At 63.1% G+C, this 12,889-nt stretch carries 9 protein-coding genes, 1 tRNA gene and 1 pseudogene; 6 read left to right on the top strand and 5 right to left on the bottom strand.

The window, feature by feature from the left end; translation table 11 throughout:
* Window positions 1-47: 47 nt before the first annotated feature.
* Window positions 48-1,223 (bottom strand): MarP family serine protease, encoded by a 1,176-nt coding sequence (locus HMPREF2944_RS02035; protein WP_070679991.1) that lies wholly within the window; start codon window positions 1,221-1,223, stop codon window positions 48-50.
* A 328-nt stretch (window positions 1,224-1,551) separates the two neighbouring features.
* Between HMPREF2944_RS02035 and HMPREF2944_RS02030 the strand changes: the two genes are divergently transcribed.
* Window positions 1,552-2,229, top strand: coding sequence for a Crp/Fnr family transcriptional regulator (locus tag HMPREF2944_RS02030; RefSeq protein WP_005504653.1), 678 nt, complete (start codon window positions 1,552-1,554; stop codon window positions 2,227-2,229).
* A gap of 233 nt (window positions 2,230-2,462) precedes the next feature.
* Here HMPREF2944_RS02030 and HMPREF2944_RS02025 read toward each other — a convergent pair whose 3' ends face one another.
* From HMPREF2944_RS02025 to HMPREF2944_RS02015, 3 genes are all read right to left on the bottom strand, one after another.
* Window positions 2,463-3,659 carry an NUDIX hydrolase gene (locus HMPREF2944_RS02025; RefSeq protein WP_070679988.1) on the bottom strand — a complete coding sequence of 399 codons (1,197 nt, stop codon included), beginning with the start codon at window positions 3,657-3,659 and terminating at the stop codon, window positions 2,463-2,465.
* The gene (locus HMPREF2944_RS02020) at window positions 3,652-4,134 is read right to left on the bottom strand and encodes a RidA family protein (RefSeq protein WP_070679985.1); all 483 of its coding nucleotides are present in this window, start codon (window positions 4,132-4,134) and stop codon (window positions 3,652-3,654) included. The genes HMPREF2944_RS02025 and HMPREF2944_RS02020 overlap by 8 nt, the downstream gene beginning before the upstream one ends.
* Window positions 4,135-4,351: 217 nt before the next feature.
* The gene (locus HMPREF2944_RS02015) at window positions 4,352-4,555 is read right to left on the bottom strand and encodes a hypothetical protein (RefSeq protein WP_049331637.1); all 204 of its coding nucleotides are present in this window, start codon (window positions 4,553-4,555) and stop codon (window positions 4,352-4,354) included.
* 188 nt (window positions 4,556-4,743) lie between these two features.
* On the opposite strand from HMPREF2944_RS02015, the gene HMPREF2944_RS02010 reads away from it, so the two are divergent.
* From HMPREF2944_RS02010 to HMPREF2944_RS01990, 5 genes are all read left to right on the top strand, one after another.
* Window positions 4,744-6,900 (top strand): transglycosylase domain-containing protein, encoded by a 2,157-nt coding sequence (locus HMPREF2944_RS02010; protein ID WP_070679982.1) that lies wholly within the window; start codon window positions 4,744-4,746, stop codon window positions 6,898-6,900.
* Window positions 6,901-6,926: 26 nt separating this feature from the next.
* Window positions 6,927-7,940 (top strand): metallophosphoesterase, encoded by a 1,014-nt coding sequence (locus tag HMPREF2944_RS02005; protein WP_049343243.1) that lies wholly within the window; start codon window positions 6,927-6,929, stop codon window positions 7,938-7,940.
* Window positions 7,940-9,994 carry an ABC transporter ATP-binding protein gene (locus HMPREF2944_RS02000; protein WP_070679980.1) on the top strand — a complete coding sequence of 685 codons (2,055 nt, stop codon included), beginning with the start codon at window positions 7,940-7,942 and terminating at the stop codon, window positions 9,992-9,994. The genes HMPREF2944_RS02005 and HMPREF2944_RS02000 overlap by 1 nt, the downstream gene beginning before the upstream one ends.
* Window positions 9,994-11,856: an ABC transporter ATP-binding protein gene (locus HMPREF2944_RS01995; protein WP_070679977.1), complete on the top strand. Its 1,863-nt coding sequence runs from the start codon at window positions 9,994-9,996 to the stop codon at window positions 11,854-11,856. The genes HMPREF2944_RS02000 and HMPREF2944_RS01995 overlap by 1 nt, the downstream gene beginning before the upstream one ends.
* A 128-nt stretch (window positions 11,857-11,984) precedes the next feature.
* A tRNA-Pro gene (locus HMPREF2944_RS01990) sits at window positions 11,985-12,058 on the top strand.
* Between the two features lie 136 nt (window positions 12,059-12,194).
* Here HMPREF2944_RS01990 and HMPREF2944_RS01985 read toward each other — a convergent pair.
* Window positions 12,195-12,889: pseudogene (locus HMPREF2944_RS01985) on the bottom strand (hypothetical protein); the annotation flags it as partial.

Genomic DNA, 12,889 nt, shown 5'->3' with positions numbered 1-12,889 from the left:
GGCGGGAGCCTGATCTGTTGTGCCGCTGTTCCGCGGCTCGATACTAGCTACTTACGGCAGGATCCAGTGGAGACGGCGGCGGTGTTGTTACCGCCCTCGGCCAGGGCCTGCTTGAGGGTGGTCGCGGTGATGGCGTAGCCGGTCTGGCCGGTGGTTGCCTTACCGAAGATCACACCAACAACGTTGCCGTTCTCGTCGAGGACGGGACCACCGGAGTTGCCGTGCTGAACGTCGGCTGCCAGCTGATAGACCTGGCGCATGGCGTTGGCTCGGCCGGTGTCGGCGTCTATGGTCTGGGTGTTGCCGATGCCCTGCACGGTGGCGGGCAGCGCCTTGAACGGGCCGCCCTTGGGGTAGCCCATGAAGGTCACGAGGCTACCCGCGGAGGCGTTCTTACCGATGGTAAGCGGCTTCAGGGGAAGCTTCGGCACGCTGATGAACGCGAGGTCCTGTTCGCTATCCATGTAGACCACGGTGCCGGGCCAGGTGCGTCCGCGGGAGTCCTGCACGACCGGGGAGCTCACGCCGGCAACCACGTGGGCGTTGGTGACGACCAGGCCCGTGTCGGCCACGAAGCCGGATCCGGTGGAGGTGTAGCCGCACTGCTCTGCGGCTCCCAGGATCTCCACGACGGAGGCGCTGGCGGCGTCAAGCGCATCGGACTCAACGCTCTGGGTCGGGGCGGATGCTTCGGGGGCGATGAGCTCGCTGACCTCGGGAATGGAGGTGGAGGCGAGCACGTTGTTACGGACCGAGTCGATCTGGTCCTTAAGGGCATCGGGGGTGCTGGTGACCATCCAGGTCAGGGTCTTGGACTGGCTGAGCGCAGTGTTCAGTTGCGGGATGGGCACGGTGCGCATCGAGATGGTCAGCACGACCAGCACGAGGGCGCAGGCGGCGAGGTTGAGCACGCCGCCGAAGAATCGTTCGATGCCCTTCAGCGGGGTAACGTCGGTGACCTTCCGGATGGTACGTCCGGCGACGACGCCCAGCCACTGCCCGATGGTCAGGCAGAGGATGAGCACGCCAACCGCGGTGATAAGGCTCCACTGGGTCCCGACGGAGGCGACGGCCAGGGGCACGAGCCACGCGGCGGCGCAAACGCCCAGGCCGAGGCCGAGGAAGGTGCCGAGGGTCGTGAAGAAGCCGCTACGGATTCCGGCGAGGAAGTAGAGCAGTAGAAGAATAGGGATGACGATATCAAGGGGGTTAATGTCAGCCATTTTGACGGGGCCTCCTTGGGGGTGGGTAGAAATGATCAGGGATGCACCCACGATATGCGGCCCGTCGGTGGGCACACCCAATGGACCGATAGTAGACCCATAAGCTGTGCTAAACCTTAGAATTTGCCGGGAATGAAAAACTTTTGTTGTAAAGCTCCGGAGTTCTGAGTGCTTAAACCAAAATTTTAGGGTACGCTCTTATCAGTTGAATATGTCACACCCGCTTGAGCCGTCTCACACTGCAGTCGTGAGATACTTTACATAGGTTCAGGCTCACTCACTGAACATCACGGGCTTCGGCTCTTCACCTCATATCTAGGAGAACTTCATGGATCTCGAGATCCTCCGTCGCACCCCTCTTTTTGCGAATCTTGACGACGCAGCATTTGCCCTGCTGACCGATGACATTCAGGAGATTGACCTCTCCCGTAACGCTGTCCTCTTCTACGAGGGTGACCAGGACGATCAGCTCTTTGCCGTGCTCTCCGGCAAGGTGAAGCTGGGTCGCACCGCCGCCGATGGCCGCGAGAACATGGTCGCCATCATGGGCCCCGGCGATGTGTTCGGCGAGATGGCTCTCTTCGATCCTTCGCCCCGTTCGACCAACGCGGTGGCTGTTTCCGAGACCCGCCTGGCAGCTATTAAGCACGAGTCCTTCAAACGTGCCCAGCAGCTCGACCCCTCGATTTCCGACCAGGTTATCAAGACCCTGGCTCGTCGCCTGCGCCACGCTAACGAGGCCCTGGCCGACCTGGTCTTCTCCGATGTTCCCGGCCGCCTGGCCAAGGCTCTGCTGGATTTGGCCGACCGCTTCGGCCGCCCCGCAACCGACGGTGTGCTCGTTGCACACGAGCTGACCCAGGAAGAGCTGGCACAGCTGGTTGGCGCATCCCGCGAGACCGTGAACAAGGCTCTGGCCGAGTTTGTTTCCCGCGGCTGGATTCGTCTGGAAGCACGCGCCGTGGTCATCCTCGACCTGCCCCGCCTGCGCCAGCGTTCCCGCTAGGCGGTAGCGGCATAACCGCTATCATTCTCCGACCTTGCGGTCTTTCGTCCCGGCTCTGCCAGGCAGGATGAGTGCCGCAACGTTACGCTTTACGTACGGCAGGAGCCGCCTCCTTTGCATGGGGAGGCGGCTCCTGCCGTTAATTTATGCGTCGAGCGGTGCGGCCGAGGCGACCTGGGCCTCGGTAACGGTCGGTCTGAGAGTGTGCATGCCCAGCGTGCGCAGGCCCGAGGCTATGCGACGCGTCCGTCCAGCTCGCTTCCGGTCTGGGGCACCGCGCCCAGGCCTCCGGTGAAGACCGGCCCGGTCGGAGCGGGAGGCTCCACCTCGGTGAAGGAGAGCATGCAAGCGCCGTTATGGCTCACGAGCACGGCCTTGCGCACCTCGATGCGGCGGCGCTTCGACAGCCACGCCACCGAGGTTTGGGCCCTCGCGAGGGATTCCAGCATGCACATGACGCCGGGGGTCACGAGCTCTTCCAGGCGGCGACCCACAGTATTGGGCTGGCCGATGCGGTCGCCCAGCTCGCTCGTGTCGCGCGCTTCCAGAAGCTCACGCACGTTCAGCCAATCACCCCACACGCCCTTGCCGAGCAGCAGCTTCGGGTCCTGCCCCACCGGCAGGGCGGTGGTGAAGTAGGCGATGTCGTAGCGTTTGAGGAAGAAGTCCGGGGACTGCCAACGCGCCACGGGGCGCAGCAGGTCAGCGCGAATACTGAGCCCGCTCGAAGACAGGAAGTGTGCGAAGCTCTTGTCCTGATCGGCCACTGCCTCGCGCCAGGTCATCAGCTCGGGGGTGCTGGAGCGTTCCACGACGTCCTGTTCATCCTCGCCGGCCAGCAGAATACCCGTCTCCTCGAAGGATTCGCGCACGGCGGCCATGACGCTACGGCGCGCTTTCGTCACGTCGGAGTAGTGAAATTGCTTCTGCCAGTATTCGGCGCCGGGGCCCACCCAGGAGGCGGATTCGTCGTCACCGGGGAGCGCGGTACCGCCGGGGAAGGCCACCACGCCCAGCGGCGAAGTGCCCGGGCGGTAGGTCAGGATGGTCTCCAAACCGTTGTCGCCGTCGCGCACGAAGATGACGGAGGCCGCCTGGCGCATCGTGCAGCCGGGGGTTCCCTCGTTACCCTCTTCGCGCCAGCTTTCTGCGGCGGCTCGCATGAACTCCGGGATCACGTAGAGGCGCTGAATGGCCTCGGTGCGGGGTGCGGGCGAGGAGTTGCGGCCCGTGAACATGCGGGGACGTTCGGGCTCGGCGGGTACCTCCGCAGTGCCGAATCGGCGCTCCTGCACTGGCAGGGGCAGCGTCTTCACGTCGTGGGCGCCGCCGGGAGTCTCAACCTGGCGACCTTCCTGAGAGGCGCGCTGCGCCTGGGCCGCGCGGATAGCCGACAGCGGCAGTGCGCCGGTGTACAGCTGATTAGACATATTCAACAATAATCTCGACCTCGACGGGCGAATCCAGGGGCAGCACGGGCACGCCCACGGCGGAACGGGCGTGCTGGCCAGCCTCGCCGAAAATCTCGCCGAGCAGCTCGGAGGCACCGTTGATTACGGCCGGCTGAGCGGTGAAGTTCACCTCGGAGGCCACGAAGCCCACAACCTTTACGACGCGCTGAACGCGGTCCAGGTCACCAATCACGGACTTAACGGCGGCCAGGGCGTTCAGCACGCTGATGCCCGCGTACTTCTTCGCATCCTCGGGGTTCACGAAGCCCTCTTCACCGGAGCCGGAGACCTTACCGGTGACGGGCAGAACGCCGTCGACGAAGGGCAGCTGGCCGGAGGTGTACACGTAGGAGCCGGAGGTCACCGCGGGAACGTAGGCGGCGACGGGGGCGGGTGCGACGGGCAGCTCGTAGCCGAGTTCGCGGATGCGGGCTTCGATGCGAGATTCAGTCATGATTACTCCAGAAGGATTGCGGGTGTTCACACCCGGACGGTGATGAGATGTGTGCGTTGCGTGCCGTTATACAGTTCTTTCCACGGGTCCGCGGTGTACCCTTCGCTTTACGAAGGGTTAAACGGCTAACCGGCGGCCCGCCTCAGCTATTCCCAATTGCAGCCACGTTTTCGGCGCGGAGCGAAGATAGCTGGGGGAGCCGCCGGAGGGGCGACGTTTAGTCGGCCTTCTCGCGCTTAAAGTAGGCGATGGGGTTGCCCTGAGTGGGCGCGACCATGTTCGATGCGGGGGCTGCGCCGGCGGGTGCGGAGGCACCGGGGAGCACGGTGACGAGCTCCCAGCCGTCCTCGCCCCAGTTATCGAGGATTGCCTTGGTCGTGTGGATCATCAGCGGTACAGTTGCGTATTCCCATTTCTTCATACCCTCTAGCCTAGCTTTCGGGGCCCTACTTGTAAAAGGGATTGTCACATTGTGTTTTTCACGTGCTGCGCCTCCCATTCCGCGTCTCCGGCGGCTATCTAGCGGTCGGAAAACCCGAGTGAGCGCCTCAACCGAGGTTCTCTCCAGAGAGGGCTTCCTCTCACAGCTTCATGAGTTAAACTGAATGAATGGCTTCATCTAAGAAAACCCGTGCGCGTCGCCGCCCGGGAGATTTTTTGCAGTTCCTCGCGTTCAGCGTGATTGCCGGTTTCCTCGCGGCAATCATTGTCGTGCCTCCGGCCGTGAGTGCCGGCATGGTCGCGAACGCATCGATGTCATGGTTCCAGGACCTCCCCGAAGATATTGCGGAAGGTCCCTTCTCGCGTCCCTCGACGATTTACGCTGCGGACGGCACCACCGAAATCGCGACCTTCTTCGACGAGAACCGCGACCCGGTCAAGCTGGACCAGATTTCTCAGCACATGAAGGACGCCATCGTTTCGGTTGAGGACCGCGACTTCTACAAGCACGGTGCGGTCTCCGCGATCGGTATTGGCCGTGCGTTCCTCAACAACATCGTTAACTCCAATAGCGGCCGCCGCCAGGGTGCTTCTACCCTGACCCAGCAGTACGTCAACAACCTGATCGTGGACGCCGCGGTGTCCCGCGGTGAGGACGCTACCGCGACCCTCAACGGTAACAAGACGTACGCTGCAAAGATTCGCGAGATGAAGCTTGCGATTTCGATGGAGCAGAACAAGTCCAAGGATGAAATCCTTGAGGGCTACCTGAACATCGTGAACCTGGGTGGTTCCAACTACGGTGTCGAAGCTGCCGCACAGTACTACTGGGGCATCTCCGCTAAGGACCTGAACGTGGCCCAGTCCGCTCTGATTGCGGGCCTGGTGCAGGCGCCGAACGTGTACGACCCAACCGTGAACCCCGAGCTGGCCCGCGAGCGCCGCGACGTGGTGCTTGGCACCATGCTGCGCGACGGCAAGATTTCCGATAAGGAATACAGCGAGGCTATCGCCAGCGATATTAAGCTCGACGTCCATACCAAGTCCCAGGGTTGCTCCCTGGCAGGCGACAAGGCGTTCTTCTGCCGCTACGTGGTCAACTACCTGCTGCAGGATGAGTCCCTCGGCGCAACCGCTGAGCTGCGTAACACCGCCATCAAGCGTGGCGGCCTGAAGATTGTGACCACCCTGAACCCCGAGGCTCAGACCGTGGCCAAGCAGGCTGTGGACTCCACCCAGCCGGCCGCCACCAACTGGAACGACGTGAACTCCGCGCTGACCAGTGTCGAGCCGGGTACCGGTCGCGTGATTGCCATGGCTCAGAACACCGAGCTTGGCACCCCGGCTGACGCGAACGACCACTCCAAGACCGAGTACAACTACAACGTTGATAGCGCCTACGGTGGTACCCGCGGCTTCCAGCCCGGTTCGACGTTCAAGCCGATTATTCTGGCTCAGTGGCTGATTTCCGGCCGCGGTGCTAACGGTACCGTGAACGGTACCCAGCTGTTCTGGCCCACCAGCTTCGGCTGGAACGCCCGTTGCTACGACGGTGGTAAGTACTACTACACCGGCCAGGCCAACGGCTGGTCCTACAAGAACGCGTTCAACGGTGGCCTAGGCTACAACACCGCGGCGTACGGTATCCGCCAGTCGCTGAACTCGTACCTGTACGGCATGCTCTCCCAGCTGGACCTGTGCGATGTGCACGACCTGTCCATCAAGATGCACGCGCTGGACGGTACCGGCGAGCCGCTGCACAGCATCCCCGACCTGGGTACCAACATTGGTGGTACCAAGTACGGTATCTCCCCGCTGACCAGCGCTTCGATGTACGCGATCTTCGCATCCGAAGGTAAGTACTGCACCCCGCGCCCCGTCGATAAGATTCTGAAGAACAACGGCGACACCATGAAGGAATACCAGAACCAGTGCGAGCAGGTTCTGGACCCGGATATCGCGAACGGTGTCAGCTGGGTTCTGAAGGGCGTTATCCAGGCTGGCGGTTCCGCTTCTCAGCGCGGTATCGGCCTGCCGAATGGTTCGGCTGCGAAGACCGGTACGAACGATAACTCCTCGCAGACCTGGCAGGTGGGTTACACCCGCGGCCTGGCCACCGCATCGTGGGTTGGTTCGAACAACCTCGGTTTCCGCTCTCTGAACGGTGTGGGCATTAACGGTCGCGTGCTGAACTACGTGGATGGTGCAACCTACGCTGGTGCCCAGTGGCAGACCTTTATGAAGGCCATCGCCCCGAAGTACGACACGAAGGACTTCACCACCCCCAGCGATAAGGTTCTGTCTTATAACTCCAACCCCAGCTAAGGCTGAGGTTTGAAAGGCGATTGATGATGTGTGAAAACGCAGTCAACGCCCGCGTCCCCGTGGCGGTCCCCGGCGCACGCGGCTCCTCCCCGCTCCTGAAGAAGGTTGCGGGGGCGGTAGCCGCCACTGCAGCATTGGGGGCCGCCACGGCGGCATACGGGCACTTTGTTGAGCTGAACAATTTTCAGCTCCGCACCGAGTCCCTGCCGGTGCTGCCCGCCGGTAGCCCCGACTTCAGGATTCTGCATATCTCGGATATGCACATGATTCCGGGGCAGCGGAAGAAGACCGAGTTTATGCACTCGCTGGCCGCACTCGAGCCGGACCTGGTCATGAACACGGGCGACAACCTCTCTCACGTGGGCGGTATGGAGCCACTGTTGGAGGCGCTCGACCCGCTGATGGATTTCCCCGGCGTGTTTGTGCCCGGCTCGAACTGCTATTTCGCGCCCATTTTCAAGAACCCGGCACGCTACCTGTGGCAGCCGCGCACCCCTCAGACGATTGAGGAGGGTTCGCGCGTGGCCCTGCCCATAGAGCAGATGCACGAGGCCTTCGAATCGCGCGGGTGGACCGGCCTGGTCAACCGCTACGATACGCTGAAGCTAAACGGTCTGCGCCTGGAGTTCTCGGGCGTGGACGATCCGCACCTGCGCTACGATAAGCATCCAGGTTTCGCCCCCGGAGCCTTCGACGAGAGCACCGAGCCGAGCGTGCGCATCGGCGTGGCTCACGCCCCCTACATGCGCACCCTGCACCGCTTCGTGCAGGACGGCGCGCAGGCCATCTTTGCCGGTCACACGCACGGTGGCCAGGTCTGCCTGCCGGGTGGCCGGGCGCTGGTCAGCAATTGCGATTTGCCGGCCTCGCGCGCCAAGGGCGTGAGCGAGCAGTCCGGCATCCCGGTGCAGGTTTCCGCCGGCCTGGGTACCTCCCGCTTTGCGCCGGTGCGCCTGTTCTGCCCGCCCGAAGCAGTCCTGGTGACCCTGACGGCCCGCGACGCCGGTGAGCCCGCCGGTACGGCGGGTGGTCGCCGCTAATGTCTACGACTTCTACAGAACACACGACTAAGCGCCGCCGTAACCCCTTCTTGGAGACGGCGAGCGAACCGACCCCCGACCCGATCGACTACGCGCATGGTCAGCGTGCCCCGCGCACCCTCGCCGCGTATGCGCGTCCGATTCTTGTGCGCTGGGGCGTGGGTCTGCTCGTGGCGTTCGGTGCCGGTGCCCTTGAGATTTCCATCCCGCAGATGCTGCAGATTATTGTGGATCATCTCTCGCAGAGCACCACCGAGAGCGCCATCTGGGCGGCGGGCGGCCTGGTGCTGGTCCTAGCCATTGCGCATGCATCCTTCGCGTACTGGCGACGCTGGCTGCTGGTGGATCCGACCTCCACCATCGAGATGTCCATGCGCATGAACTTCTTCGATCGGCTGCTCAGCGCGCCAATTGCGCTGCTGGACCGTTGGCCTTCCGGCCAGCTGCTGACGCGCTCGATGAGCGATTTGGGCACGATACGCCGCTGGCTTTCCTTCGGCATCGTACAGCTGCTGACGGTGATCGTCATGTTCCTGGGCGGCACCTTCTACATGCTGCAGTCATCGCCCCTGCTGGCGCTGGTCTTCGTGGTGACGGTGCCGGTGCTAGTGCTGTCGCTGGTGAACTTCACGCGCAAATACTACCGGGTCTCCCACGAGATTCAGCAGCTGACCGGTGACCTTTCGACCCGTATCGAGGAGTCGGTGCGCGGCATCCGCGTGATTAAGGCGCTGGGACGCTCCCCCGAGCAGATTCGCGACTACTCCCAGGCCGTGGATGTTCTGCAGGAACGCGAGTACGGCAGGTCGATGCTCGTGGCCCGCGTGGCGCTGAACCAGACCCTGATTGTGGGTATCTCCACGGCAGTCGCGCTGGCTCTTGGCGCTTCGCAGGTCGCCAACGGCGCGCTGAGCCTGGGCGCGATGACCGCCTATTTTGCGGTGCAGACGACCGTGCTGAGCCACGTGATTCGTTCGACCTCGCTCATGTCCGCGTACCTGAGCTATAAGGTGGCTCTTGAACGTCATAACGAGGTCATGGACGAGCCCGGCTTTGAGGTGGTGCGGCTGATAGACCCGGCGAAGGCCGACGAGTACTCCCCGAACCCCGCGAACGTTCAGGATTCCGTGCAGCGCTCTTCTCTTTCTTCTCATTCTTCTGACGCCTCTGGAGCGGCACGCTCCGGAAAGGAAAGCATGCAGTACCCCAGCGGTGGCGCCGTATCGGTGGCCTTTAACCAGGTTTCCTTCAGCTACGAGGAGTCCGCCCCCGCGCCCAATCCGGCGGCTGATTCTTCGCTGGAGCACGGCGCGCATCTTCCGCAGGCTGACGTGCTGCACGACGTGACGTTCAAGGCGTTCCCGGGCGAGATTCTAGCTCTGGTGGGCGCTACCGGTAGCGGCAAGTCCACGGTGCTCTCGCTGGTGCCTCGCTTCTACGAGCCGACCTCCGGCTCGCTCCGTCTGGGTTCGCACGATATGGCGGATCTTTCGGTGGAGCAGGTACGCGCGCAGACCGCGTTCGTTTTTGAGGAGGCGGTCCTGTTCTCCGGTTCGGTGCGCGAGAACGTGCTGATGGGCGTGGCCGACCAGTACGAGGGCGGCACCTTCGACGAGGATTACCCCGGCGGCGACGAGCTGGAGGCAACTCTGAACACCGCGCTGAAGCTGGCTGCCTGCGAGTTCGCCTACGAGCTGCCGCAGGGGCTGGACACGATTATCGGTGAGGAGGGTCTGAGCCTTTCGGGTGGCCAGCGTCAGCGCCTGTCCCTGGCGCGTGCCCTGGCGAAGCGTCCCTCCGTGTTGCTGTTGGATGACCCGTTCTCTGCTCTGGATGTTGACACCGAGGAGCGCATCATTAACGGTCTGCGCGAGGGCCTGGAGGGCCTGGGCGGCGCCACGACCCTGCTGACGGCGCACCGCCCCTCGACGGTGGCCTTGGCGGACCGCGTGCTGCTGATGGTTGACGGCACGATCGCGGCAGAGGGTACCCACGCCGAGCTGATGGAATCTTCGGAGCAGTACCGCCGGCTGATGACCATGGAGGAGGGCTAATGCCAGCCCATTTCCCGGTACCTTCCAAGCGGGAAGCCAGCCCCGAGGAACGAGCCGAGACGAAGAGGCGCTCCCTCGCCCTGCTGAGCCACTCCCTGCGTCCGCATCGCGTGGCGCTCATCGTGTCAATTCTGTCGGTTTTTGTGGTCACGATTGCCTCGGCGGTTCAGCCGTTGTTGATTGCCCGCGTGCTGGACAGCGCCATCGCGCCCCTGCGTCAGGGGGATTCGGGGCCGCTGACGGTTCTCGTGGTGCTCTTCGCGGTGACGGTTGCGGTGGGTGCTCTCTGCAGCTGGCTTAACGTGGCCTGCACGGTGCGGGTTTCGCTGGGCGTGGTGGTGTACCTACGCAAGCGAGTCTTTGCGCACGCCCAGTCGCTGAGCGTTTCTTTCCACGAGAAATACACCTCGGGTAAGGTTATTTCGCGCCTGACCAACGATATCGATACGGTGCGTTCCTTCCTGGACAGCGGCATCAGCCAGCTGGCCATCACCCTGCTGTCGATGGTTATTTCTGCGGCCGCTATTTTTGCGCTGGACTGGCGAATCGGCCTGCTGATGATGTTCATGGGTGTACCGATTTACTATCTGACGCGCTGGTTCCAGAGCCGTGCTACCCCGGTGTACCGCCGTATGCGCACCGAGTCGGCACGCCTGACGAGCCGTTTTGTCGAGACTTTTGCCGGTATCCGCGCGGTCAAGGCTTTTGGTGCGGAGGCGAAGCTCCGTTCCGAGTATGCGCAGACGGCCGAAAGCTACCGTGTGCGGGTCATGGACTCGGTTAAGGTCTTCGGCATCTACTCCCCCGTGCTGATCCTTCTGGGTGATGTGTTTATCGCGGCGGCCCTGGTGCTGGGCGGTTACGCGGTGCTCGGCGGCGATATGCAGGTCGGTACCCTGCTGGCGCTGGTGATTTACGCGCGGCGCGTGTTTGAGCCGGTCATGCAGCTTTCGGAGTTTTACAACATGTTCCAGTCCGCGATGTCGGCGTTGGAGAAGCTGTCTGCCTTCCTCGCGGAGAAGCCCGAGGTTGCCGATCCCGAGAATCCCGTTTCTCCCGTTCTCGAGAAGACCGGTCCTGCGGTTTCTTCGCCTGAAGACTCGGCACGCGGCGCCCTGGTGGAGTTGGATAATGCGGTCTTCGGCTACACGAGTGAACGCCACGCCCTGCAGAAGACGAGCCTGCGCATCGAACCGGGTACGACGGTGGCCCTGGTGGGTCCGACAGGTGCCGGCAAGTCGACGATTGCCAAGCTCGTGGCGCGATTCTACGACGTGTCCTCGGGTGCTGTACGCATCGACGGCGTGGATGTGCGCGACCTGACCGATGCGCAGCTACGCCACGAGGTGCTTATGCTGACGCAGGAGGTGTTCCTGTTCTCCACAAGCATCCTGGAGAACATCCGCATGGGTAACCCGCAGGCGAGCGATGAGCAGGTGAAGACGGCCGCGAAGGCGGTTGGCGCCGATGCGTTCATTGAGCGACTGCGCGATGGCTACGACTCGCTTTTGGGCCGCGGCGGTATCTCCCTGTCCGCGGGCCAGCGTCAGCTGGTGTCCTTTGCCCGCGTTTTCCTTGCTGATCCGCGCCTGCTGATTCTTGACGAGGCAACCGCTTCACTGGATATTCCGAGCGAACGCGCCGTGCAGAAGGCCCTGCACACACTGTTGAGGGGGCGCACGGCCCTAGTGATTGCCCATCGCCTCTCAACGGTGCTCAGCGCCGACCGCGTGCTGGTGATTCGGGATGGCTCCGTGGTGGAGGATGGCTCCCCGCAGCAGCTGATTGCCGCCGGTGGTCGCTTCGCGGCGATGTACGCCTCCTGGGATGAGCTGAATCGGGCGCCGGAGGAAGGCGAATAGCCCGGTTCCGAGGCTTTCTTCAGCCTCTAGCACGGGTCGAGCGATTTTTTGGTTGCTCTGTTTGCGTTCCGTATTTTTTTGGGTTATCCTGGGTGAGTTGCCTACGGTATTCGCCGATAGGTTAACCTCGGGATGTGGCGCAGCTTGGTAGCGCGCGTCGTTCGGGACGACGAGGTCGCAGGTTCAAATCCTGTCATCCCGACAGATAGCCCCGGTCATGGTTTCATGACCGGGGCTTTGTCGTATCTGCGGTATTCTTCCCGAGCAGATTCTAGGCATATACAGACAACCCCCTACCCGCGGTACGCAGATAGGGGGTCGTCGTTCACGCTATGTTTCTAGCCGCGCCCAGAAATGAGGGCGAGGATTGCCTCCAGGGGGCCGCGGCCGGCCAGGGAGCGCGCCATGCGGGCCCAGAGTGCGCAGAATCCCACCGCGATGACGATGCCCAGAATCAGGAAGGCGGTCCAGTACACGGCGGTGCCCCAACCTCCCGTGGCAACGTAGTGCTCACCCACGGTAAAGGCCTTGATGGTGGGGCCGGCGTAGATAATGAGCGAGCTCAGCACGATGGAGGCGCTCAGCGACATCTGCCCGAGGCGGGCAACGGGGGTGAGGGCACACGCCTGCGCGGAGAGTAGTCGCGCACATTCGGCCCAGAAGTAGAGCGTGGCAGCCAGGCTGAGGGTCAGCTGCACGTGGGGCGTGTCCAGCACGCCGAGCCCGGTGTAGGGGTTGAAGACGCGGTAGACGGAGAGCGCCAGCACGGCGAGCACGACGGGCACCGCAATCTTGGCCCCCAGGCTCGTGTAGAGGCGCACCAGCAGAATACCCAGGCACATGACCCAGAGCAGCTGAGCGCTGGCGGTAAGGTTCAGACCGTTGGCCTTGAGAAAGGGAAACGCACCGGCGCTCCACGCATCAGCCCGCGCTGCGGCTTCGAGGAGAATGTCGTGGGTCCAGGAGAGGTACGGGCTCGCGGCAATGGCCAGCACGGCGAGGACCCAGAGCGGCAGGTACACGACGGCCAGGG

Origin of the sequence: Rothia sp. HMSC072E10 (genome assembly GCF_001813965.1) — a bacterium.
In the GTDB taxonomy this organism is placed as follows: domain Bacteria; phylum Actinomycetota; class Actinomycetes; order Actinomycetales; family Micrococcaceae; genus Rothia; species Rothia mucilaginosa_A.
This window is presented reverse-complemented; position numbering and strand designations above follow the sequence as displayed.